The organism is Xenorhabdus sp. KK7.4 (assembly GCF_963876465.1).
GTDB classification, from domain to species: Bacteria; Pseudomonadota; Gammaproteobacteria; order Enterobacterales; family Enterobacteriaceae; genus Xenorhabdus; species Xenorhabdus stockiae.
In genome coordinates this window covers 14,499-39,951 of sequence record NZ_CAWNQF010000079.1, presented here as the reverse complement: position 1 = coordinate 39,951, position 25,453 = coordinate 14,499, and the positions used below count along the sequence as shown (strand labels likewise).

22 protein-coding genes and 1 pseudogene are annotated in these 25,453 nt (G+C 41.7%); 10 read left to right on the top strand and 13 right to left on the bottom strand.

The features are described from left to right. Positions 1-25 precede the first annotated feature (25 nt). Entirely contained in the window at positions 26-508 is a 483-nt protein-coding gene (locus AACS90_RS13920) for a contractile injection system protein, VgrG/Pvc8 family (protein WP_099123060.1), read from the top strand. Here AACS90_RS13920 and AACS90_RS13915 read toward each other — a convergent pair. The 6 genes and pseudogenes from AACS90_RS13915 to guaB form a co-directional block, all read right to left on the bottom strand. Continuing rightward, a protein-coding gene (locus AACS90_RS13915; RefSeq protein ID WP_099123059.1) for an IS1 family transposase occupies positions 436-1,133 on the bottom strand; the annotation gives its coding sequence in 2 pieces (ribosomal slippage) (positions 436-884 and positions 884-1,133; 699 coding nt in all). The genes AACS90_RS13920 and AACS90_RS13915 overlap by 73 nt on opposite strands. Positions 1,134-1,176: 43 nt before the next feature. Next, positions 1,177-1,446: pseudogene (locus tag AACS90_RS13910) on the bottom strand (IS110 family transposase); the annotation flags it as partial. A 106-nt stretch (positions 1,447-1,552) separates the two neighbouring features. Next, positions 1,553-2,068 (bottom strand): DUF7823 domain-containing protein, encoded by a 516-nt coding sequence (locus AACS90_RS13905; protein WP_099123058.1) that lies wholly within the window; start codon positions 2,066-2,068, stop codon positions 1,553-1,555. A 498-nt stretch (positions 2,069-2,566) separates the two neighbouring features. Continuing rightward, positions 2,567-3,217: a tyrosine-type recombinase/integrase gene (locus AACS90_RS13900; RefSeq protein ID WP_099123057.1), complete on the bottom strand. Its 651-nt coding sequence runs from the start codon at positions 3,215-3,217 to the stop codon at positions 2,567-2,569. A gap of 214 nt (positions 3,218-3,431) precedes the next feature. After that, positions 3,432-5,009, bottom strand: a complete 1,578-nt coding sequence (gene guaA, locus AACS90_RS13895; RefSeq protein WP_099123056.1) for a glutamine-hydrolyzing GMP synthase — start codon at positions 5,007-5,009, stop codon at positions 3,432-3,434. Between the two features lie 82 nt (positions 5,010-5,091). Beyond that, positions 5,092-6,558, bottom strand: a complete 1,467-nt coding sequence (gene guaB, locus AACS90_RS13890; RefSeq protein WP_099123055.1) for an IMP dehydrogenase — start codon at positions 6,556-6,558, stop codon at positions 5,092-5,094. 174 nt (positions 6,559-6,732) lie between these two features. Between guaB and xseA the strand changes: the two genes are divergently transcribed. The 4 genes from xseA to AACS90_RS13870 all read left to right on the top strand — a co-directional run bounded on the left by xseA (position 6,733) and on the right by AACS90_RS13870 (position 9,441). Beyond that, positions 6,733-8,094: an exodeoxyribonuclease VII large subunit gene (xseA, locus tag AACS90_RS13885; RefSeq protein WP_099123054.1), complete on the top strand. Its 1,362-nt coding sequence runs from the start codon at positions 6,733-6,735 to the stop codon at positions 8,092-8,094. A gap of 302 nt (positions 8,095-8,396) precedes the next feature. Continuing rightward, on the top strand, positions 8,397-8,633 hold the full coding sequence (locus tag AACS90_RS13880; protein ID WP_099123053.1) for a hypothetical protein: 237 nt from the start codon (positions 8,397-8,399) through the stop codon (positions 8,631-8,633). A gap of 115 nt (positions 8,634-8,748) precedes the next feature. Then, complete coding sequence (locus AACS90_RS13875) at positions 8,749-8,982, top strand: hypothetical protein (protein ID WP_099123052.1); 234 nt, start codon at positions 8,749-8,751, stop codon at positions 8,980-8,982. A gap of 234 nt (positions 8,983-9,216) precedes the next feature. Next, on the top strand, positions 9,217-9,441 hold the full coding sequence (locus AACS90_RS13870; protein ID WP_099123051.1) for a hypothetical protein: 225 nt from the start codon (positions 9,217-9,219) through the stop codon (positions 9,439-9,441). Between the two features lie 116 nt (positions 9,442-9,557). Here AACS90_RS13870 and AACS90_RS13865 read toward each other — a convergent pair whose 3' ends face one another. The 5 genes from AACS90_RS13865 to maeB form a co-directional block, all read right to left on the bottom strand. Continuing rightward, complete coding sequence (locus AACS90_RS13865; protein ID WP_099123050.1) at positions 9,558-11,813, bottom strand: TonB-dependent receptor domain-containing protein; 2,256 nt, start codon at positions 11,811-11,813, stop codon at positions 9,558-9,560. Positions 11,814-11,954: 141 nt separating this feature from the next. Then, complete coding sequence (locus AACS90_RS13860) at positions 11,955-14,126, bottom strand: S9 family peptidase (protein WP_193757263.1); 2,172 nt, start codon at positions 14,124-14,126, stop codon at positions 11,955-11,957. A gap of 40 nt (positions 14,127-14,166) precedes the next feature. Next, a complete protein-coding gene (locus AACS90_RS13855; RefSeq protein WP_099123049.1) occupies positions 14,167-14,973 on the bottom strand; it encodes an energy transducer TonB family protein in 807 nt (268 codons plus the stop codon). A gap of 112 nt (positions 14,974-15,085) precedes the next feature. After that, entirely contained in the window at positions 15,086-15,988 is a 903-nt protein-coding gene (locus AACS90_RS13850; protein ID WP_099123048.1) for a ChaN family lipoprotein, read from the bottom strand. Positions 15,989-16,154: 166 nt separating this feature from the next. After that, entirely contained in the window at positions 16,155-18,434 is a 2,280-nt protein-coding gene (gene maeB, locus AACS90_RS13845; protein WP_099123047.1) for an NADP-dependent oxaloacetate-decarboxylating malate dehydrogenase, read from the bottom strand. A 628-nt stretch (positions 18,435-19,062) separates the two neighbouring features. On the opposite strand from maeB, the gene AACS90_RS13840 reads away from it, so the two are divergent. From AACS90_RS13840 to AACS90_RS13820, 5 genes are all read left to right on the top strand, one after another. After that, entirely contained in the window at positions 19,063-19,698 is a 636-nt protein-coding gene (locus AACS90_RS13840) for a response regulator (RefSeq protein ID WP_099110899.1), read from the top strand. A gap of 556 nt (positions 19,699-20,254) precedes the next feature. Further along, on the top strand, positions 20,255-20,665 hold the full coding sequence (locus AACS90_RS13835) for an ArsC family reductase (RefSeq protein ID WP_099123046.1): 411 nt from the start codon (positions 20,255-20,257) through the stop codon (positions 20,663-20,665). 158 nt (positions 20,666-20,823) lie between these two features. Then, positions 20,824-21,960, top strand: coding sequence for a succinyl-diaminopimelate desuccinylase (gene dapE / locus AACS90_RS13830; protein ID WP_099123045.1), 1,137 nt, complete (start codon positions 20,824-20,826; stop codon positions 21,958-21,960). Then, positions 21,947-22,633 (top strand): M15 family metallopeptidase, encoded by a 687-nt coding sequence (locus AACS90_RS13825; protein ID WP_099123044.1) that lies wholly within the window; start codon positions 21,947-21,949, stop codon positions 22,631-22,633. The genes dapE and AACS90_RS13825 overlap by 14 nt, the downstream gene beginning before the upstream one ends. Next, entirely contained in the window at positions 22,621-22,845 is a 225-nt protein-coding gene (locus AACS90_RS13820) for a YpfN family protein (RefSeq protein WP_099123043.1), read from the top strand. Before AACS90_RS13825 ends, AACS90_RS13820 begins: the two co-directional genes overlap by 13 nt. Here the strand turns inward: AACS90_RS13820 and AACS90_RS13815 are convergent. Beyond that, on the bottom strand, positions 22,760-24,973 hold the full coding sequence (locus tag AACS90_RS13815) for a tRNA(Met) cytidine acetyltransferase TmcA (RefSeq protein ID WP_099123042.1): 2,214 nt from the start codon (positions 24,971-24,973) through the stop codon (positions 22,760-22,762). The two genes, AACS90_RS13820 and AACS90_RS13815, sit on opposite strands and share 86 nt — an antisense overlap. Beyond that, entirely contained in the window at positions 24,970-25,422 is a 453-nt protein-coding gene (locus AACS90_RS13810; protein ID WP_099110919.1) for a DUF441 domain-containing protein, read from the bottom strand. Before AACS90_RS13810 ends, AACS90_RS13815 begins: the two co-directional genes overlap by 4 nt. Between the last annotated feature and the right edge of the window lie 31 nt (positions 25,423-25,453).

Below are 25,453 nucleotides of genomic sequence, written 5' to 3'. Positions count from 1 at the left end.
CACCCCAATATCATGGAGAGCACAAATGAGCAGGGTAATAGATAAAATCAACCAACTATTTGATCGCTCAGGGTTAAGATTTACACTGATTACGGAAAACTTACCCGAACAAACCTTTGCTGTTGTCGATTTTTCCCTACATGAATCACTATCTTCTCCCTTCCGACTGGAAGCCACTCTAACCTGTAAAAGCCCGGAGATTGACTTTGCCAATGTTCTCGACAGTAATGCCGCTTTTGCCGTACATCGCAATGGACAAGTTGAACGACAAATCACAGGGATGGTCACTCAATTTTCATTGATTTCCACCGGACGTCATGTTAGTCATTACCGTATCACTATTCAACCTCCGTTATGGCGTACTTCTCTGCGGGTCAATAGCCGGATTTTCCAAAATCAGTCCGTTGTGGGTCATGCTCCCAATAGTTATATCTGTTATGAAATAGAGTATTCACGCTCAATGAACGTCCCTACCACTTTGTCATGCATCTCTTCGGATTTGGAATAACCTATTGTCTTTCTATTCAGCCTCTTTATCCGGATACGAAGCGTAAGATTTGTTCTCTCAATACGTTGGGTAAATTTCTTTCCCGTGAGGTGTTTTTCTTTAGGCAGACAATCGTAAACCGCATAATCATCTGTACAGTAAAACCGGATAGTAAAAGGAGACAAGAGAGCCAGCAGCTTTTTCAACGTTTTCCTGCTGCGATCCCCAAACACATGTGCCACTACCCGTTTCCTATTCGGCTCCCAGGCATACCAGAGCCAGCGTTGATTTTTCTTATTACCGACAAATGACCATTGTTCGTCTATTTCACAGACAAGATGAATCTCACTGCCCGCAAGCGGCAGCGTAGTGACTTGTCTTGGTGTGAGCTTTTTAATGTACGAATGACGGTGTTAATGCCGACTTTCAAAACCCGAGCCGTGTCCCTGACACCGGCGTTATTCATGGCCATATCAATAATTCGCTCTTTCATACCGGGCTGGCAGGCTTGATAGGTATAGTGTAGTTGGAAGGTTTTGCGACAGGCATAGCAGTGATCGCGAGGATGTCCAGTACGTCCTTTTCCATGCCCTTTAACCTGATCTGTTGTATGACAGTAACGACAAACCACATCAACTTTCGCTATATCTCACCCATAAGAAAAAGCAGGGATTCTATCACAATATCTAATCATTGGGAGCATGACCTACAAAAGGGCGGACAAACTGTGGAGAGATCAGCTTTGCTTCATGGACTAAATCAGCGATCTGACGCGCCATAAAATGGGCACCGGCGCAGGCCTCCATCACAACAGTCGCTGATGAACATCCTGCTAAAAATTCAATCAGTTTGGTACGCGTGAATTTTTTACGTAGTAGCGCCTTGCCGGACTTGTCCTGACAATGCACGTGGAAAGAATGTTTACCGAGATCAATACCAATAAGTGTGACGTTTTGCATGATGGCCTCTCCTGAAAGAAAAACACCCTGGCAGCATACCGCTCACAGGGTGGGGGTGACCATCTCATTAGGCCGCATTAAGCAGCCTTGAATTCAGGGTGTAGATTTATTTCCAGTTGAAGCAAAAACGCAGTGTATTACCTACGTTTTGTGCCAGTAGCGCACCTAATTTTTGTTGGTCTCCTGTGAGACCTTCAGGATAATCCGCTATACTAAATATTATTGAAACCTCAGAAATACCCGTCACCTCAGTTGATACCGCTCTTACTTCTGATATGTGATTAAGGATATATGGCATATCATCAACCATTATATGGAGGTCTTTTTCGAATAAAGACATTAAATTCTTCACATTATCTTTGCTAGAGGATACATGCCACAAAAAACCAAAAGGTGATCCTGATTCTGTTATCTCTCGAATACAATAGAATGCTAAAACCTCCTTAATATCTGTCTTGTTATTAATGAGTATTGTAGAACCTATAACAGACTTAGGATAATCAGGTTCATTATTGTCGTTATTCTTTGCGGATCCAAAAAAAATACTATCCTTCTGCTGCTCCTCTCCTATTGTAAGATCAAAAGACACCATACAATCATCCAGCTTATTAACTTCAGACATAAACACCTCACTTTATTATTCGTTAAAGGTCATTTCATCCTACTGCTAACTAGCCAGTTAATATTACTGAAGTCAGGTTCTTATCTCAATTGAATAGCCTGCAACAGAATCAATACGCCTTAAAATAGGGTGGCACATTATAAAGTTTATCTGTTAGTCGAGTGCGTGATTCAGTGAGGTGTATATTTGAAGTTTGGTGCTGATACGGGCTTAATTTGTAGGGATCGAGATGTTGCTCATATCAGCCAAAATAACACCTAACATACTGATTTAGATATAGTATATGGTGCTGCTCGACCCGTTATAACTACTTGAATTTGTTCCGATGCCGGAATTCCGGTAACGGTGATTATAGTCTTTCAACAATACCGTCATCCAGACGGTATACCACCAGAAAAATCAATTTCGTTCCATTCAGCTCTAATTAACTCACTTTTCCTGACTAAAGTTAGAAAGACCAAACACAAAGCTGCTTTTACAGTTGGTATTGCTCCTATTTCATCCAGCGCATTCAAGAAAATCCCAGTCTCTTTCTGGGATATGTCTAGTCCGTTCCTCAAAAGTAGCAATAGATGAGGCTCGAATATTTGCAGCGGGGTTTTGAAATGCTTCTCCGCGAGATATGGCAAAATTGTAAACTGACTGTATTATTTCCCTTGCTTGCAGTGCGGTTGCTCTGGCTCCTCTAGATTTAATCTTCTCACATAAGTCCCTGACCATGAAGGTATTTATTTCTGTCATCAAATACCGTCCCAATACCGTTATGATTTCTCTTTCTAATACCGACACCTTCATCTTTCTAGTGCTATCAGCAAGCTTAATATTCTTAAAATAGAGTTCAGCATACGCAGAAAATGTGTTTGATTTATTAGATAATTTTTTTTCGTTTTTCTTTATTGTGGATGGAGATAATCCATCGGAAATTATTTTTTTGGCTTCAACTAACCTTTTCCGAGCTTCTGCTAACGTAATACCGTCAGCGCCATATCTTCCAAGCGTAACAGTTTCACGTCGTCCGTTAATTCGGTAATCGTAACGAAACGAGACTGTACCTGCTTTTGTAACGGCTACATAGAGTCCGTCACGGTCAGAAATCTTGTATAATTTATCGGTAGGTTTGAGGTTTTTTAACTTGGTGTCTGTCAGCATAGCGGTATCCTTTTTATCTTTCTGATACCGTCAATTTCACAAAAAAACCTGACGGTATTTTGACTCATCAGAGATAAAGTATATTACGATACCGTCAAAAATACCGTCAATAATCGCATGCTGATACGGTGAGGCTTGGAGATGAAAAGACCCTGAAATCAGGGTCTTAATTCAGAAATCATGATGATTTGGTGAGGCTTGGGAAGGCTTTATATCATTCCCACTCAATTGTTGCTGGTGGTTTACCGCTGATGTCATAGACTACACGCGATATTCCACTGACTTCATTGATGATACGGTTTGATACACGGCCAAGGAAATCATATGGCAGGTGTGCCCAGTGCGCGGTCATAAAGTCAATGGTTTCTACTGCACGCAGGGAAACAACCCAGTCATATTTACGTCCATCCCCCATTACGCCGACAGAACGAACTGGCAGGAATACGGTAAATGCCTGACTGACTTTGTTATACAGATCAGCTTTATGCAGTTCTTCAATGAAGATAGCATCAGCACGACGCAGCAAGTCACAGTATTCTTTCTTCACTTCACCCAGTACACGTACACCAAGACCCGGGCCCGGGAATGGGTGACGGTACAGCATGTCATATGGCAGACCCAGTTCCAGACCTATGCGGCGAACTTCGTCTTTGAACAGCTCTTTCAGAGGCTCAACCAGACCCAGAGCCATATCTTCAGGCAAACCACCCACGTTGTGGTGAGATTTGATTACATGCGCGTTACCTGTTGCTGATGCTGCTGATTCGATAACATCCGGGTAAATCGTGCCCTGTGCCAGCCATTTAACCTGAGTTTGTTTTGAAGCTTCTTCGTCAAACACATCAATAAATACGTGACCGATGGTTTTACGTTTAGCTTCAGGATCATTAATTCCCGCCAATGCGGAAAGGAAGCGATCTTCAGCTTTAACATGAATGATGTTCAGGTCGAATTTACCCTCGAACATCTCCATCACCTGATCCGCTTCATTCAGACGAAGCAGGCCGTTGTCTACAAATACGCAGGTCAGACGCTTACCAATTGCGCGGTTCAGCAGCAGTGCTGTTACTGAGGAATCGACACCACCAGACAGAGCAAGGATAACTTTATCATCACCGATCTGCGCACGCAGACGCTCGACGATATCATCAATGATAGATGCAGGTGTCCACAGGGCTTCACACTGACAAATATCCAGCACAAAGCGTTTCAGGATGTTCAGACCCTGATGAGTGTGAGTCACTTCCGGGTGGAACTGTACACCATAAAAACGTTTTTCTTCATTCGCCATAATGGCAAATGGGCAACTGTCAGTGCTGGCTACGGTAGTGAAGCCTTCCGGAATGGCAGTAACTTTATCGCCATGACTCATCCACACATCCAGTACCGGTGTACCTGATTCATTCAGTGCATCCTGAATACCGCGGAACAGTTCGCTATCACCTTTCAGCTCAACCTGAGCATAGCCAAACTCACGCTCATTAGAAGTAGAAACTTCTCCACCCAATTGCATAGACATGGTTTGCATGCCATAGCAGACACCCAATACCGGCACACCCGCGTTGAACACATATTCTGGCGCACGTGGACTGTTGTTCTCAGTTGTGCTTTCCGGGCCACCAGAAAGAATGATACCGCTAGGGTTAAATGTGCGGATTTGTTCTTCAGTGACATTCCATGTCCAAAGTTCACAATAAACACCGATTTCACGGATACGGCGGGCAATAAGTTGTGTATATTGCGAGCCAAAATCAAGGATCAGAATGCGATGCTGATGGATATTAGTTGTCATTAGAGGTGAATTCCCAAAACAAGTGGCAATTAAAAAGTAAAAAAATCAGTGACCCGCTATTGCGAGCCACTGTGTAAGTAAATTACAGGCCTAAACGGTAATTTGGTGATTCTTTCGTGATAGTCACATCATGAACGTGGCTTTCCTGAATACCAGCGCCACTGATGCGAACGAATTCTGCTTTAGTTCTCAGTTCATCAATCGTAGCGCAGCCTGTCAAACCCATACAGGAGCGTAGTCCACCCATTTGTTGGTGAACGATATTTTTCAGCAATCCTTTATAAGCGACACGGCCTTCGATGCCTTCTGGTACTAATTTATCTGCCGCATTATCAGTCTGGAAGTAGCGGTCAGAAGAACCTTTGGACATTGCGCCCAGAGAACCCATTCCACGATAGGATTTGAATGAACGGCCCTGATAGAGTTCGATTTCACCCGGAGATTCTTCTGTACCTGCCAGCATTGAACCCACCATCACACATGCAGCACCTGCGGCAATCGCTTTAGCGATGTCACCGGAGAAGCGGATACCACCGTCAGCAATAACCGGGATCCCTGTTCCTTCCAGTGCTTCTACTGCGTCAGCAATTGCGGTAATTTGTGGTACACCAACACCGGTCACAATACGGGTAGTACAGATAGAACCAGGGCCGATACCGACTTTAACCGCATTCACACCTGCTTCTACCAGCGCTTTAGCGCCTTCACCGGTTGCTACGTTACCACCAATGATTTGCAGATCGGGGTATTTAGCGCGGGTTTCGCGGATACGCTGCAAAACACCTTCAGAATGACCGTGGGATGAGTCAATCAGCAACACGTCCACACCAGCCGCTACCAACGCATCAACACGCTCTTCATTACCAGCACCGGCACCAACAGCAGCACCTACACGCAGACGACCCTGCTCATCTTTACAAGCGTTTGGTTTACGTTCTGCTTTCTGAAAATCTTTCACGGTGATCATGCCAAGCAAATGGAAGTTATCATCTACAACCAGTGCTTTCTCAACGCGTTTTTCGTGCATTTTCTGCAATACTACATCGCGGGCTTCGCCTTCTTTTACCGTCACCAGACGCTCTTTTGGCGTCATGACTGCGGTAACTGGCAATTCCAAATCTGTAACAAAACGCACATCACGGCCAGTGATGATACCAACCAGCTCGTTAGATTCTGTGACGACAGGATAACCAGCGAAGCCATTACGCGCAGCTAATTCATTAACTTCACGCAGTGTCGTTTGTGGCGTTACAGTGACAGGATCGGTGACAACACCACTTTCATGTTTTTTCACGCGGCTGACTTCTTCAGCCTGACGTTCAATAGGCATGTTTTTGTGAATAAAACCAATTCCCCCTTCCTGTGCCAGCGCGATAGCCAGAGAAGATTCCGTCACGGTATCCATTGCTGCTGAGAGCATAGGCACGTTCAGGCGAATAGTAGATGTTAATTGTGTGGACAAATCTGCCGTGTTAGGCAGAACTGTAGAATGGGCAGGAACCAACAAAACGTCGTCAAAAGTTAATGCTTCTTTTTTAATTCGTAACATGAGCAATATCTCACCAAGCTATGGGGCGTCAATAAGGGATAAAATATTGCCGCGGCATTATACAGGCCGTAATCGGTTGCCTCCAGCATTTTCTGAAAAAATTTCTTGATTAGTGGTGGCGAGCAGTTATTATCAGTCAATTAAGTCCTTGTTTTAAAATTTGATCTAGCTCACATGTCACTGCCAACCAACACTGGAATTTTTTCTGTTAGTCGTCTGAATCAGACGGTTCGTCAGCTATTAGAACTGGAAATGGGTAAAATTTGGCTCAGTGCTGAAATTTCTAACTTTTCCCAGCCTTCGTCCGGCCACTGGTATTTCACGCTGAAAGATGAGCGGGCACAAATCCGGGCTGCAATGTTTCGTAGTTACAATTTGCGGGCGACCTTCCGGCCACAAAACGGTCAGCAGGTGTTAGTAAGAGCACAGATCACTCTGTATGAGCCACGGGGTGATTATCAGTTGATTGTGGAAAGTATCCAGCCTGCCGGTGATGGGTTGCTGCAACAACAATTTGAAGTTTTAAAACAAAAACTCACCGCTGAAGGGTTATTTGAGCAGATTTATAAAAAACCACTTCCCTCGCCTGCAAAACGGCTTGGCGTGATTACTTCAGCCAGTGGTGCTGCGTTACACGATATTCTGAATATTCTGAAACGTCGTGACCCTTCTCTACCCGTTATTGTTTACCCTACAGCCGTTCAGGGAACAGATGCACCGCTACAAATTATTCGGGCAATTGAATTAGCTAATATCCGGCAGGAATGTGATGTTCTCATTCTCGGGCGCGGTGGCGGCTCACTGGAGGATTTATGGTGTTTTAATGATGAACAGGTGGCACGGGCGATATTCCAGAGCCAAATTCCTGTCGTCAGTGCCGTTGGGCATGAAACTGATGTCACCATTGCAGATTTCGTCGCTGATTTACGTGCACCCACTCCTTCCGCTGCGGCTGAGTTGGTGAGTCGCAATCAACTTGAGCTGCTGAGACAAGTTCAATCCCTGCAACAGCGCCTCGAAATGGCAATGGATTACTTCTTTGCCCAGAAGCAACGTATTTTTAATGGATTACACCACCGCCTCCAGCAACAAAGCCCTGATTTACGGCTGGCCCGTCAACAAAATCATTTATCTGAATTACGTCAGAAATTAATTGACGCTTTACTACGTCATTTAAAACAGAATTCTGCTACCAGTGAAAAATTAATTCAGCGCCTGTTACAGCATACTCCTGAGCAGGAGATAAGACATTATAGCCAGCATATTCAACAAATTGATTTTCGCTTAAAACAGGCAATTGAGCGGCAATTATCCCGCTATAAAGAGAAATTCGCTGTTTCCTGTTCGCGTATGGAAGCTGTCAGCCCGCTGGCAACCTTGAGTCGCGGTTATAGCATCAGCGAAACACCAGATGGAAAGTTGCTAAAGCAGGTTAGACAGGTAAAAGTGGGTGATTCCCTGAAAACACGTGTACAGGATGGCTGGGTTGAGAGCCAGGTGACTCAAGTACAGAAAGTTAGTACGAGAAAAAAATAAATTCACATTATAATTTTTAAATTAATAAGGGGGTTATATTAAAAGCGCCCCCCTTATTATGTTTTTCCTAATTTTATTACTTGATGAATAGCATATATACCCTACAATTAATTACAGAATAAGATTATTTATATTATTACTATAAATTATAGTGATAATTATTTTATTTTTAAATACTTTATTATGTGTTCAAAGTTATATAAATAGAAACCTTTAAAAAAACATTATCTTAGTTAACTCACGAAAATAATAATCGCTATCTTTATATAGCGTACTCAGCATTAGAAAACAGAGAGGATATTATGGGCAAACTTAAAAACAAAGAGTTAAATAAAAACACCATTCCCGATGCTTTTTGGGATGACATAAATAATGCCTGCGCAGGAGTAAAAGATATACTTGAGAATATATTTTTGGCAGTAGAAGCTTCGGGAAAACTTTCCCATGATATAGTAGAAGAAATAAATTATGCTGTAGAAGAAATATATAAGACTGCATCTGAAATCATCAAGCATCAAAAAGAAAAAGGTATTAACTAAAGAAAAATATCGATTAATAAACAATTGATTATATATTCTCTAATCATAGAATTAGCAATTGCATCTGATTCATAATTATAAAATTTAATTTACCCTAAAAGATAACGAGGTTATTATGAAAGAATTAACACAATTAAATGAAAAATTAGATTCACATGAATCTTTTTGGAACTATATAACAAATATTGCTAACGCCCTTGAAACCGTATTGAGTAACATAGCTAGTTCATTAAAAGATATAGGGATTTTACCTGATAATCTTAAACTAATTATAGGTTCATTAATAACATCAATCATTGGCCTCTGTAAGCTCGGCATACAACTTGCGCAATATTTTTCCCATTATTAACATTCTCAATATATATTACAGTGAAAAATAAATCAGCTCTAATAATATAGATATATATAACTAAGGTGAGAAAAAACCACCAATCAAGAAACAAATAGAAGATTGAATTAGACCATAATTATGAATCCTAATCATAGAAATGTTAACCATTTTAGAATATTCTAAGGTGGTTAATATTTCAATGCTCATATAATACTTAGTTAAAAATCAATTGAATCAGACAAGGAATATATTATGAACAAAAAAACAAATACAAAAATAAATTCATTTCCCAATGATGATTTCTGGAATAGTTTAGAAAATATCTCTAGTGGATTATCCACATTAATTAAAAATATTATTAGCGCTTTGAATAAGATGGGAGTAATCTCTTACAATCTATCACTAACAATACGGATTTTTATATCATCTATAGTTGTAGCCATTAATAGTATTTTGGAACGTCAAAAGCACTATTAAAACCAAATTGAATATAGTATTAATAAGATTGCTCTATGAAAATTTATTTTTTATTTTACAGTGCATTATAAAATAGCGGCAGTTTTCTACCGCTATTTTAAAACAATTATATTCTATCAGAAACGAATTTCAGCACCCATTACGTAGGTTCTGCCGCGGGCGGTTTGTGATGAAACTTCGCCATTCGTTATATTTGGTGAAGAATTCATGCGATTCAGCGCATCCGCATAACTTTTATTAGCTACATTCTGCACTGAGAATTTAACAAGGATATTTTTATTCATTTGATAATCTGTATATAAGTCAATAATAGTCGGTATCTTATCATCTTTTACCATTTTATCCTCAATGTCCCAGTTGAAATCTATATCAGAATCCTGATGATAAGATTGCCCGGTATATTTCACTATTGCGCCTACACTTATTTTTTCTTCCAATAGCCGAAAGCCAGTATCCAATGTCATATACCACTCCGGTAGCTGAGATGCAGAGCTTGTTCCCATGACAGTTGCCGCTTGTGAGGTAGGTTGCCGTGTCTTCTGATGACTATATGCCAGCGAACTATAAAAGATACCAGCATCGTAATTGGCTTCAATCTCAACACCTTTAATAATGACAGGGCTTAAACTGTTAGTATATATATATGTATTGACATCAGGACTTAAATCATTAATATCTATATCATTTATTGATATATCGTTTTTACACATTTTTCTTTCACCACAAAGCGTATATTTATCACTATTAATATAATTTTTTATTTTAGTGTTAAATAGTGCAGCCTTCAAATAAAATGAGTCTCCATCAACAATTAAATCTGGACGATAACTATTAAAACCTATTTGATAAGTATCCGATGTTTCACCTTTAAGAAAAGGATTGACAGAACTACCTTCTCCGCCGCCATAAAATACTTCTTGAATATTAGGTGCCCTCATTGAATGTGTGTAACTCACAAATGGCTGAAATTCAGGCATGATTTCTGCTGATAGCAAAATACTCGGGTTAATTCCATGATCTTTAACATTCACCGGAGCAGCTCCCTGAGGAAAGCAGGGAATACGAGAGTCACAGGCTGGTTTAAATCCCTTAATATTATAATTTAAATAATTCACTCCTAAATCAGCCGTATAAATACCATGATCTATTTTTAATCTACTATAAATACTATTAATATATTGCTTTCCATTCGGTGAAAATTGGATGTTTTCTTCTTTTACTGTATTTTCATCACCAAGACCTATGAATGTTTTCTTATTGTATTCAGTGCTCATCAATTTACTACCAAGAGTAAATGCAAAATCAGTATTGACGTAATTAAATCGGCTGGTATTTTTGATATTAATGGCAGCAGATTTATTATGCGATTCACTACCACCTAAACCAGGTATAGCACCAGATTGCACATTCTGATCACTACTCCCCGTACTAAGCAAAACTTTAGTATCAATTAACTCACTAAATGGTGTGTAATTATATTTTAGATAATAATCATAACTATCCACATGACGTTTAGTAAACTTATTATGATAAAAACGCCCAGCTAATTCCAAATCATGAAAATCATTCGGTTTAATATTGATTTTCATCAATTGTGAATTGGGTTTCTGTTTAAATGTTTTATCTGTACCAAATTCGTCACTGCTAATTCCCATGCCATTTTTATAGTGAGCATCAATACTGTGACCACTCATAGCAAGCATAGCACCAATAGAACCTTCGGTGCTGAATGCCTGCGTTTTTCCTGCAATGGCAATCATACCATTTTTACCTAATCCATTAGTACCATAAGTTGATTTAGTGAGTATACCAAGGTTATTTCCTTCAAAAATAACATCATCAATATCAATAGTACGGAAGTTAGCACTTCCCACCAGCGCATTAACTGAATCCCCATCACTAGCCTGCCCACGATTAATATCCGTCCGGATAATAAAATTAGGATCAATTAAGCTACCAAATTGATTATAAGGCTGTTGCCCATGACCATATGGATTCGGAGCTATACCATAAAAACTCTGGCTCACCCCATCTACCATCATATTAACGCGGCCAAATCCGCTCATTCCACGGATATTCACAGCTATAGTCCCCTGACTGACATCCATCTGGGTATAAGTCCCCGGCAAACTACGTAATACGCTGTCCATAGATTCCAGTTTATTATCTTCTCCCACAGAACTATAAGCACCGGGTTTTTCCATGGCTTCAATTTGCGGCCTGTTTTTATTATCCTGAGAACCGGAAACTTTTAATGGGCTGAATCGCATGACTTTCTGGTTTTTATTGTCATCTGTGTTTTCAGCGTAAGCGATTCCCTGAAGCCCGATAAATACTGCACTGGCTCCGGCTATTCTTGCCATGATTTTCATTAATATCATCCTAAATTAAAAATATTTATTAAAGCTCACATTGCTTCGCTAATTTTGCGATAGTTTTATTGTTTTTAGGGTGTAAAAACCCTGGATACTGATAACGAATTATCAGCATCCATAATTATTAATATATTTTTATTAATCTTTTAAGTGTGGAAAATATGTTTTAGCATCATCCAACATCAACAGAAAACTATAATCGAAAGCGATATCGTTTATACGATTGAAACGCCCCGGCTTTCCACCGTGTCCTGTATCCATGTTGGTTTCTAATAACAGTAAACTATCCCCTTTTTTCATTTCCCTTAATTTCGCTACCCATTTCGCTGGCTCCCAGTATTGTACCTGAGAGTCATGTAAACCGGTTGTCACTAATAAATGAGGGTAACGCTGGGGCTGAATATTGTCGTAAGGGCTATAAGATTTCATACGGAAATAAACTTCCTTATCATCCGGATTCCCCCACTCATCATATTCCCCTGTAGTTAAAGGAATAGACGGATCAAGCATTGTCGTCACTGCATCAACAAAAGGAACTTTAGCGATCACACCACGGTATAGCTCGGGTGCCTGATTAACCACTGCTCCCATCAGTAAACCGCCCGCACTGCCACCTTCGGCATAAACGCGTTTACTATCACCATAACCTTCAGCAATTAATGCCTTCGTAGTATCAATAAAATCATGGAAGCTGTTCATTTTATTTTCGAGCTTGCCCTGAAGATACCAATTACGACCTAAGTCACCACCACCACGAACATGCACCAATGCATAGACAAAACCACGATCCAACAGGCTTAAAAGTGCAGAGCTAAAATAAGGATCCATGCTGATACCATAGGCACCATAACCGTAAATCAAAATCGGGTTCTGACCTTTTTTGAACAGGGACTTGCTATAAACCAAAGAAACCGGTACTTCTACCCCATCCCGTGCTTTGATCCAAATACGCTGGCTTTCATAGTTTTCTTTATTGAACCCTTTCACTTCCTGCTGTTTTAGCAATTCGCGTTCACCGGTTTGCATATTCCACTGGAATACTGAACTTGGTGTGGTCAGGGATGAATAACTATAACGCAGCAAATCCGTTTCTGGCTCAGGGTTATAGTTCAAGGATGCCATATAAGCCGGGTCATCGAACTTAACCTGTTTTTCTTGCTGGGTTTTCCAGTCAATCTGACGAATTGAGGACAATCCTTTAGTTCGCTCCTGTACCACCAGCCACTTGTTAAACAGGCTAAAATCTTCCAGATCAGTATTATCCTGTGGTGCAATTACTGTTTTCCATGGCTTATTAATGGCATCTGTCTGATATAGACCAAACAATGGGTGTTCATAATTGGAACGGATATAAAATTGCCCACGGAAATGGTCGATATAATATTCACGCCCAGCCTGACGGGCAGAGAACATTTGTGGTTCCTGTTGCGGATTATTTGCATCTATCAACCGATATTCTGAGGTTGAATAGCTGGTGATCGAAACCAGAATGTAGTCAAGCGAGGTACTTTTCGAAATTGACAGATAGAAGCGATCATCGTCTTCCTGATAGATCTTTTTATCCTGTTGGGTATCCGTGCCATATTGGTGACGAAATAGCTGGTAAGGCAGCAGGGTTTGTGGATCTCTGCGGACATAAAACAGAGTTTCTCCATCATTGGCCCACAAAATATTACCGGAAGTATTCTCTATAACGTCATTTTGCCACTCACTGTCACCAAAATTTTTAAAAGAGATTTGGAAGTTACGGCGGCCCTGAGTATCTTCAGCGATAGCAATGCGTTTATTGTCCCGGGTAACAGCAAACCCACCGATTTGATAAAACTTATGGCCTTTAGCTCGTTCGTTACCATCAACCATGACCTGCCAGTCAGTTGAATTATCAACCGGCTTACGCTGATAGATAGGGAAATCTTTGCCTGATTCATAAATGGTGCGATAAATATAACCATTGTAGGTATAAGGTACCGACTGGTCTTCCTTATTCATACGGCCAACCATTTCGTTATACAGCGTTTCCCGTAGCTCCTGACCAGATTTCAGCATCTCTTTGGTATAGTTATTTTCAGCGGCCAGATAATCAATAACTTCTTTATTCTGACGCTGGTCATCACGTAACCAATAATAATCGTCAACACGGGTATCACCATGAATAGTTATTTCATGAGGCTGCTTTTTTGCCATAGGTGGTATCATTTTTTCCTCCATCGCGATAGCCGTGACGCTATTACTCAGCAAACTACTACCCAACAAAAAACTGAGCACGGCTTTCTTGGCTTTTGGTGAAAACACCGTTTTATACTGTGACATGCCATTCGTCCTGTTTTTTTATTGTTTTTAAAATCAATTGTTATTGATATAAAGTGAAATCAACCGGTAATTCAACCGTAACACTGCCATTGGTTAAAATAGAATCAGGCGGAATGGGTAATGGTTGCGCCCTTTCCAGTACAAGCCTTGCTTCCCTGTCAAGTGAGTTCGTTCCAGAGCGTCTTACCAATTCACTGTCAATCACATTACCAAATTGATTGACGGTAAATTTCACCGTTGGACGCCCTGTACGTTTTCTCCGCTGAGCATCTCCCGGGTATTTTTTATAGCGGTTTAAATGACCGCTTACTTCCGCCTGCCAGACAGCTTTAGCATCAGCGGCAGCATCTGAATTACTTTCATAAGAAGCCGCTGTGCGGGAAGTAATGTTATCCGCCGTAGCCGTACTGGTTGTCGGTGCTGCGGTACTTTGTGATTTTTCACTTTCCTGCTCTTTTGCCTGTACGCGCTTAACCGGTTGAGCCTTTTTAGGTGCATCCTGTTCTTTTGGTTTCTTTTTCTTCGTTTTATCAACCAGGAGCATGGCTTCTTCATTTACATCCAGTTTCGGCATATTGACAGCATCAATCTTACTTTCCTGTTGTTCGCTGGTAACAGATAACTGCTGTTCAATACCAACCGGCTGTTTTTCGACCTTGTGTATTGCTTCCGTCTGTAGTGATACTTCCATCATAACTGCAGGTGGAGGTAAAAATTCCTCAATATCAAGATCCTTCGGTTTATAAATCAACCAACCGACCAACAGGACGTGCAGTGTGATAGCGGCGAGAAAGGATTTTGTCACGTGACCAACGTGAGTGGTTTGATACGTTGTATACGTCAACATTTCTTATAGCACATTATGTCAAAGATAAATTAAGGGAATGATAATCAATTGGATATATAAATGAAAACTATTTTTATTTATTATGAGCATCACATCCTTGTGATAGATACACCTACTTAGTTACTTTGGCAGCCACTTTGGGTGTAAACCAGACAAAATCAGCGTATTCTTTATTCAAAACAACGCCTTTTTCAGCAATAACCAGCACAACAACCTGTTCATCAGATGCTACTTTTTTCACATGCTGAGGTACGCCCATTGCTTTTACCGCATGATATCCTCCGGCAAACAGCATTGCAGGTGATGGCGCTTTCATCAATTGTTCTGCCATTCTCTGATCACGAAGTTGCTGAATTTTGCTCATTGCAGCAAGATGTAATTCATCTATATTGCCACCATGGGAATTTTTGATGGTTTCATCAATACGCTTTTTGACATCTTCAGAGACTAAGGAAGTTTTGTCTCCAGCTTTATAACTTTTATACGCCCGATCGATTTCACTACGATTCAGGTTAGCGGCTAACAAGGGATAAGGTGCTTTCACCAGTTCCACAACCAGTTTTCCATATTGTTCCCAAGGCCAGCCTTCTTGCCATGCCAACAGCTGTTTAATGCGCTCATCCCTGACTATCGGATCATCCTGCAACCAGCTTTTAACTTTATTGACTCTTTCTTGTTGATCCGGATTAATCATTTCCAGCAATACGGAACCATGAGGCCGTTTTTTCTCCAGCTGCTGAACCAGCCATAATTCAATTTGATGGTGATAAGGGTTATCGTGTTTTTCACCGACAATAACTCTGGGATAAGTGGCCAGTTGATTAAGTAATTCATCAGAAGTGATGGCTTTGCCTGTTCTCATGTCAAGCAATACGCCTGATTGGGTTAATTCACCGGAAAGCGTTTGTTTTACTGCCTGAGAGTTATTTTGTGTCGTTGTTGATGTTGTCGCACAACCACCAAGCAGGAAGGCACACGCTAAAAAAGTTGTTTTTATACAGATAGATGTTTTCATTGGTATTCATTATCCAGTTAAAAATTCCCTGCATATTATAGATAATGATAATTATTTACAAATAAAAATACCCCGCTAAACAAGAGCCTGACGGGGTATTGTCTGTTTATCCCGGCTAATTAATGAAACCGGGATATTGATACCAATGAATTATAATACCAATCAATTACAGTGGATTAGTCTGCGCTTCGACCGCAGCCAGGGCCACCATGTTAACAATACGGCGAACAGAAGCGATTGGTGTCAGTACATGGACAGGCTTAGAAACCCCCATCAGCACCGGACCGACAGTGACGCCATCTGAACCGGTGACACGCAGTAAGTTATAACTGATACGAGCAGCTTCCATATTAGGCATAATCAGCAGGTTAGCTGAACCTTTCAACGGGCTGTCCGGCATAATGTCACGACGAATACTTTCCACCAGCGCAGCATCACCGTGCATTTCACCATCAATTTCCAGTGATGGTGCCATTTGTTGCACCAGCTCCAGTGTCTTACGCATCTTTTGAGCAGATTCACAGTCAGAAGAGCCAAAACTTGAACGGGACAACAGAGCAACTTTTGGTTCAATACCGAAGCGGCGCACAGTTTCTGCTGCCATCAGTGTAATTTCAGCCAGCTCTTCTGGTGTCGGGTCTTCGTTAACATAAGTGTCAGCAATAAAAGTATTACCCATCGGCAACAACAAGGCATTCATTGCACCTGCTGTGTGAACACCCTGACGGAAACCAAAGACGTCTTTGATAATCTGGTAATGCTCACCATAACTACCGACCGTACCACAAATCAGGCCATCAGCTTCTCCACGATGAACCATGATGGCACCGATTAGAGTCGGGTTACCAATAACCGTCCGGCGTGCCTGATCCTGAGAAACACCACGGCGCTTCATCAGTTGGTAATATTCCTGCCAGTATTCTTTGAAACGTGGATCGTTTTCGTTATTAACGACTTCGAAGTCTTTACCTGCTTCAATATGAAGCCCCTGCTTCTTGATACGCATTTCAATAACGCTTGGGCGACCAATCAGAACAGGATACGCCAACCCGAGGGAAACTAATTCCTGAGTCGCGTGGAGTACCCGGATATCTTCACCTTCTGCCAGTACAATACGTTTTTTCTCTTTTTTCGCCTGAGAGAAAATAGGCTTCATGAATAAGTTAGTTTTGTAGACAAACTCATTCAGTTTTTCGATATAGGCACCGAAATCGGTAATAGGACGGGTTGCTACGCCTGAATCCATCGCTGCTTTTGCTACAGCAGGGGCAATTTTCACAATCAGACGTGGATCAAATGGCTTCGGTATAATGTATTCCGGGCCGAAGAACAAATCCTGATCGCCATAGGCAGAGGCCACTTCCTGACTTTGTTCTGCCAGCGCCAGATCAGCAATTGCGTGTACACAGGCCAGTTTCATCTCTTCATTAATAGTCGTTGCACCTACATCCAGCGCACCACGGAAGATGAATGGGAAACAGAGCACGTTATTGACCTGATTAGGGAAATCAGAACGACCTGTACAAATAATTGCGTCAGGACGCACAGCTTTTGCCAGTGGTGGCAGGATTTCCGGCTCTGGGTTCGCCAGTGCCATAATCAGCGGATCCTTCGCCATTGTTTTCACCATCTCTGGCGTCAGTACTCCGGGGCCGGAGCATCCGAGGAAAATATCAGAATCAGGAATAACATCGGCCAGTGTGCGGCTGCCATTATCTTCAATTGCGTAATCGGCTTTCGTTTTTTCCATATTCTCTTCGCGACCACGATAGATAACGCCTTTCGAGTCACAAACGACAATATTTTCACGTTTCAGGCCTAAAGCCACCAGCAGGTTCATACAGGCAATAGATGCAGCACCCGCACCAGATACTACCATCCGTACTTTGCTGATATCTTTATTAACGACACGCAGCCCGTTAAGTACTGCGGCAGTACAGATAATTGCTGTACCATGCTGGTCGTCATGGAATACAGGAATTTTCATTCGCTCGCGAAGTTTCTGTTCAATATAGAAGCACTCTGGAGCTTTGATATCCTCGAGGTTGATACCGCCAAAAGTCGGCTCCAATGCCGCAATGATGTCAATTAATTTATCCGGATTAGACTCATCTATTTCAATATCAAAAACATCAATGCCAGAGAATTTTTTGAATAGAACTCCCTTTCCTTCCATTACGGGTTTGCCAGCCAGTGCCCCGATATTTCCCAGCCCCAATACAGCACTACCATTGGAGATAACTGCCACCAGATTACCACGGGCAGTATATTTATATGCCATCAGTGGATCTTCTGCTATTTCAAGACAAGGAGCGGCAACACCCGGTGAATATGCCAAAGCTAAATCACGTTGTGTCGTCAACGGTTTAGTCGGAGTAACCGTGATTTTCCCCGGCTGCGGAAATTCATGAAAATCAAGGGCACTTTGTTTTAATTTTTCGTCCATCGTCTGATCCTTTGTGAGTCATGTCTAAGTAAAAATCCGCTCAGTATAATAGTTACGGAAGGTTAAATCATGGTGCTAACCGCATTTTTATCAATGATCGTCGAAACTTCAGATCATATCCCCTGCTGTTTTCAGAATTCAATGCAACCAGCAAAGCAATCAACAAAGAAACAACCTGAAATATAGAGAGTATAAAATGATCTGTTAATGGCTTCACATTAACCAATATTATATAGAAATACGCTAATTATACTCATGTAGAGGTAGCTCCATTTTCCATCCATTAATAACTCACTGAATTAATAAAAGAGACATTTAAGAAACAACTTTAAAATGAGTTTACAAAAACAAAAATTAATCTATAAAATAATCATAAAAATTTGATTGAGAAAATTATTAGCAATTAAGGAAAATCATTTTCTTATGTCTATGGAATTTATTTCACGTGAATTGATAATCTTATTTGCGATATTTCATTTTTTATATCAGGATATATTTTTGGAATCTCTATTATTGATGATTCAATATACTCTATAAAAATCACACAGCTATTTAACATAAAACAGAATTCTGTTTTTTATGTTTTATCAAAACATAAGACCGGCATTTCTATTATGGGAGAAGGAATATGCATAATCATACAGTCATGATAGTCGATGATCACCCTATCATTCGTCATGGTTTAAAAGGGCTGATTGAATCAGAAAGAGAACTCATTGTGACTGCGGAGACAGATAACGGCGAAGATGCCATTAATATCGCTTGTCAAATAAAGCCAGATATCATTTTAATAGATTTGAAGATTCATGGGCTTTCAGGGATTGATACGATTAAGTCATTACGCCGAAAAGGGCTTGATTCCTATGTTCTGGTTCTCTCAGATTCAGATAACAGAGGTGATATTTATGATGCTGTGGATGCAGGTGCAAATGGTTATTTGTTAAAAGATATTGAACTTAGCCCTCTACTGGTTAACATTAAAAAAGCAGTAAACGGACAAGCCGTATACAGTGAGAAAGTTTACCAATATTTATCTAACCGTCATCTTTATGTTGATCCTTTATCCAAATTAACCAAACGAGAATTAGATGTTTTAAAAGAAATCTCAGAAGGAATGACGAATAAAGAAATTGCTGACTTTCTTTTTATCTCAGAAGAAACAGTCAAAGTCCATACACGTAACCTATTGAAAAAACTTAAAGCCCGTTCCCGCCTCGAAGCCACCATTACCTATCTGAAACATAGAAAAGCAGATTTAATATAATATTCGACGCTCAATTCCTATAATGTATAACACAATTTCCCTGATTTTAATTTACAGGGAAATTGTGAATTAAAACCTCTTAAAGTTAATGAGAATTAATTCAACCAAATTTATAATAATTTGACTTATAATAAATAATATTATTATTTTATAATGAAACTAAGTTTTAAAAGTTAATTTATTCACCAAATATATAGATAATTGCATTCTGTAAATTTTAACTATCTATTGATATTAAATAAAGCAAACCAACTTGTGCCTAGTTGACCACTGATCAAACCTTGCGAGCATAGCTAGCCGGATGAAAACGTAAACCCCGCTCAACCGAAGCAATATGCAGGTTTGTGTTATCTGGATAAAATGGCAAATTTCCCGCATTATACTCTCCCCCTTTCAGGATTCAGCCAACTGACTGCAACTTGAAAGTAACAGCTATACCCCATGGGTTGCGCGTTGCATTGCGGTGACAAGGAAACGAATTTTCCCAGTCAGCAAGAGGCAGCTTGAAAAACAACGGGTATATATGTCGGATTAAATCAGGATTAAGGATCTCATAATGTCAGATACCACCTTTCAAAAAACATTCACTCTGTACGGTATCAAAAATTGCGATACTGTGAAAAAAGCACGTCGTTGGTTGGAAGATCAAGAGATCCCATATCAATTCCATGACTATCGCGCTGACGGCTTATCACCTGATCTACTTCAGCTATTTATTGAACAGTTAGGCTGGGAATCTTTACTCAATACCCGTGGAACAACCTGGCGCAAACTAACCGATGAGCAAAAATCAGCCATCAATAATGCCGAAGCAGCCAAGGCTCTGATGCTGGAACAACCCGCTATCATTAAACGACCACTATTAGCGTCTCAAGAAGAAAACACATCGCAAAAAACAGGCAGTTACTTACTGGGCTTCAAAGCTGAACAGTACCAACAGTTTTTTTCACGTGATTCTATCCAATAGTTTCTAAAAGAAAGCTGACAAAACTACAGCTTGAAAACTGTAGAGAATTTCTCTTACAAATATACCCGGTAAATTTCAGGCTGCGTCTCCGCTGCAAAGAAACGCAGCCTGAAAGATGACAGGCAGAAAGATCTTCCAACTTAATAGGGGCGTATATAATGACTTGTCCAGTAATTGAATTAACCCAGCAATTAATTAAAAGGCCTTCCGTCAGCCCCGATGATCAGGGCTGTCAGGAGATTATGATCCAACGCCTGCAAAACGCTGGCTTTACCATTGAACGGATGCCTTTTGGTGATACCCTGAATTTCTGGGCCTACCATGGAACAGGAGCTACGTTTGCTCTGGCAGGCCATACCGATGTTGTCCCTGCCGGTGATATTTCAGAATGGCAAAGCCCGCCATTTGAACCAATCATTCGTGACGGAATGTTGTATGGCCGCGGGGCTGCGGATATGAAAGGCTCTCTGGCTGCCATGATTGTTGCAGCAGAACGCTTTGTTGCAGAAAACCCTAATCATCAGGGTCGCCTTGCTTTCTTAATTACTTCCGATGAGGAAGCCCACGCAATAAACGGTACTGTTAAAGTCGTTGAAGCTTTAATGGCTCGCCATGAGCGACTGGATTACTGTCTGGTGGGTGAGCCCTCCAGCCAAAAGCGCCTTGGCGATATGATCAAGAATGGTCGCCGGGGCTCTCTGACTGCAACTGTGACCATTCATGGTATTCAGGGGCATGTTGCTTATCCTCAATTTGCTGATAACCCAATTCATAATTCTCTCCCCTTCCTACAGGAACTCGTCAATACTAAATGGGATAATGGCAATGAGTTTTTCCCTGCAACGAGTATGCAAATAGTCAATATTAATGCGGGTACGGGAAGTAATAACGTCATACCGGGTAAATTAAAGGTTCAGTTTAACTTCCGTTTCAGTACCGAACTGACCGATACCGAGATCCGCCAACGAGTTGAAAACATGTTGAAGAAATATAATCTGAAGCATGATATTGAGTGGTGGTTATCCGGTCAGCCCTTCCTGACCTGTAAAGGGGAGCTGGTTGATGCAACAGTTGAAGCTATCAGCCATTATTGTGGATACCAGCCGGAACTATCGACCAGCGGCGGTACATCTGACGGGCGATTTATTGCCAGAACCGGGGCTCAGGTTGTAGAGTTGGGGCCTATTAACGCAACCATTCATAAAACCAATGAGTGCGTCAGCGTCTCTGACCTACAGGGATTAAGCCTTATTTATCAGCGTATCATGGAGCAATTATCAAATGATGTCGCCTGAAATGTTGACAGGTCTCTCGACAGAACACCTAGTGGCACTGTCGGGAGGCCACCATTTACAATTTGATGCAACTAAAGCCTTCCTTGCGATGCAACGGGATGCGGCCAATGCTGGCTTTAAATTACAACCAGCCAGCTCGTTTCGTGATTTTACCCGCCAACAGACTATCTGGAATGAGAAATGTCGTGGGCAACGCCCGGTACTGGATGCCGATAGTCAGCCTCTTGATATCAGCAAAATGACCGAAGGAGAAATCTGTGAAGCTATTCTACGCTGGTCTGCCTTGCCGGGAGCAAGTCGCCACCATTGGGGAACAGAACTGGATATCTATGATCCTTTCCTATTGCCTCAGGGTAAAAAGCTATTGCTGGAGCCATGGGAATATGAAGCGGGTGGTTATTTTGAGCCACTAACTGACTGGTTAACCGAAAATATGTCCCGCTATGACTTCTATCGTCCATTTACCCGTGACTGTGCACTGGGTGTAGCCTATGAACCGTGGCATATCAGCTATTGGCCTCTTTCTCATGAAGCAGAATGTCTATTTAATGAGCAAACTCTGTTAAATGCATGGCAGGATCGTGATATCGCCGGTATCGACTGGCTGACCGCTAACCTCTCCTATGTTTTTAAAAAATACGTTAAAACAGAAGGAGAATCATGCACTGGTTAACAGATTATTGGTGGATAGTCTTGCTGTTACTCGCTGGGGTTATTATTAACGCGATAAAAGAACTCAGCCGCCTCAATCCAAAAAAATTTTTGGATAACAAACCGGAAATTCCTCCTCATCGGGATCTTAATGCTTCATGGGATGACGAGGACGACTGGCCTCAGGCGAATGGTAAAAAGAGTGATCATCAAAAGGATGATCAGAAGAAATAACCCAATCTTTCCATTGTCTGGCAAGTATTTCATCAATATTTGCCAGAGCATGGGCCGTTTCTTCCCGCCAGCATTTCAACAATGCTTTACGCCCATTCAGTGATAAGTCATGCGCACATTGCTCAATCTCTATTTTTTGTTGAAGATGTTTCCTCAACGCCGGTAAAGCCAGATCACTTGCCAACAGCAAGCGTTGCAACGCAAAGTAAGAAGACGACAAGGAACGATGCGCAAATGCAAAACCAGCCAGCTCCCGCCAGTCATTTTCATTAAGCTGATTATCATTGTTATGCTCAACAGGCAGCGCAAAACCAGTCAACGACTCTAGCCAACTTGCATCACGGGATAACTGCTGCTGTGCAGCTCGGGCCAACCATTCCCCCTGTTCACTCAAGGGCAGAATCGCCATTGCAGCATAACAACCACTACTCGCTTCAAGGTGTGTTCCCATCCGCACTAACTGAAAACCACATTTTTTCCAAAGTGACCAGAGTTCAGCGGTATAACCAAAACTAACGGAAATGAAGTCCAGCTTTTGAGTTCGGGCTACCTGACACTGCTGAGTAATCAGACGCTGTGCAATCCCCATACGCCGGTATTGTGCCTGAACAGCAATGCGGCTGACTCTCTGTGAACGCATCACTGCTGCCTGCGGAAATCCTGCATGAGCAGCCAGAGACTGAGCTACCAGATTACCTCTCGGGCGACGACGACCAGCCCATATTTCATGTGCCAGTGCCGGAGATAACCCGCCTTCATTCACCATCCACAGAGCGCCAATCAATTGTGGATTAGCATTATCGGAACTGGACATGGCAGCAAGGAATGTCATTCCATTGCCATCCAGTAACCGACGTAAATCGAGGGGAGACGTACGATAATGTGCGCTTGCCAGTAATCCGTAAAACTGCCGCAATAACTGGGGCTGTTGTAACCACGTTGCCTGATTAATAGGCTGAAAAGACAAATTATTTTCAATATTAGGATCAGGTAATAACGATGAAAACAAATTGTTGTCATCAAATAGTAGAGCGTTATCCAGCCACTTTTCCAGCGGATCATTTTCAGACCAGCGCATTGGCGTTTTCAGCTCCCTAATCTGACAATCAGGCAAAGCAGCACAGAATTTCAATAAGAATCCACGTCCGGTGCCTTCGTAACCCTGCACTGTTGTGGTCATTAGTACACGTGGAAAGTGTCGAATCAACTCAGATAACTGCGGTGTCGGAATTGCTGCCGCTTCATCAATCAAAAGCCAGTCAGCACTGCTCTGTTGTGTGTCTGTATTTCCCTGTTCCCGACACGCATTCTCCCGGATAAATTTCAGTAAATTATCAACTGACCAGAATGGTATTTGCTGCGCGTCAGAAACTGTGGCGCTATTCTGAAGGCCATCTTCAAGCCTATTATTAAAAGATTCAGCATAGCGCCGAATGACTTCAGTTGTTATTTTTGCCGGAGCACATAACCAGCAGCTTCCCTGCCACTGACGAGCCAGCATTCCTGCAAGTGCAGACTTGCCTCGTCCGCGTGGCGCAGTAACTACCCAGACCCCTTGTGAAACCTGTAGCAATTGTTCAAGAATGAGTTGCTGGCCTGCTGTCGGATTTCCATCAGGAATCTTCCACGACGGAGTCTGAGGCAATAACGATGCCTGAAAAGGCTTGCCCTGCCGCCATAATAAACAATCAGAAGAATTGAGGAGCTGTTGTTGGATATGCTGAATAAAATAGGGGGTTGGGATTACACCAGCAGATTCATTCCAGCGAGCACTGTCTTCATCCAGTAAATCAACCCATTGTGACCAGACAGGAACGCGCATCACCAACAAACTTCCTGCTTTTAGAGTCCCCGCCAGTATTGCTAATGCTTCGGCATTAAAGCCACGGGTAGCATCAAAGACCCCGTGCAAAAATTCACGTCCCAGTAAACCAACTGCCTTTATCGGCTCAACATAGCCGGGAGTACCAGATGCTATTGTTATCCAGTCTCCCTGTAGCTGATTTTTCAGAGAGGCAACAATCTGTTCACTCCAATTATTTTCTCCGCTGAGCACCAGCAAACGACGCTGCCCTTGTCGTTGCATCTGCTCCTGCAACGTTTTCCATTCAAAATCCATTCCCGTCATGATTTTCCAATCACAATGGATAATATGCCTGCCGCAATTAATGGGCCAACCGGAACACCTTTAAACAAAGCAACACCGAGCACCGTGCCGACCAATAATCCGGCTACGGTCGATGGCTGATTTGACATCAGGGATACTCCCCTGCTTCCCAGCCATGACACAAGAACGCCGACAGCAATAGCAAGCAATGATTTCCAGTTTAGGAATGAACTGAATATATCCTGTGCAGATATTTTGCCACTTGCGATAGGAGCCATAACACCGATGGTGAGTATTAAGATCCCCAGAGTTAGACCATATTTTTCGACCCAGGGGAAAAATTGATTCAAAGGAGTGATTCGGACAACAAGCAAAAACAACATTGCCAATGTTACCGTCATGTTATGACTGATAATACCGAGCCCTGCCAGTACTAACAAAATGAGTAAGGTAGGATCAATGTGACTCATCATTTTCTGTTCCATATATACATCCTGATAT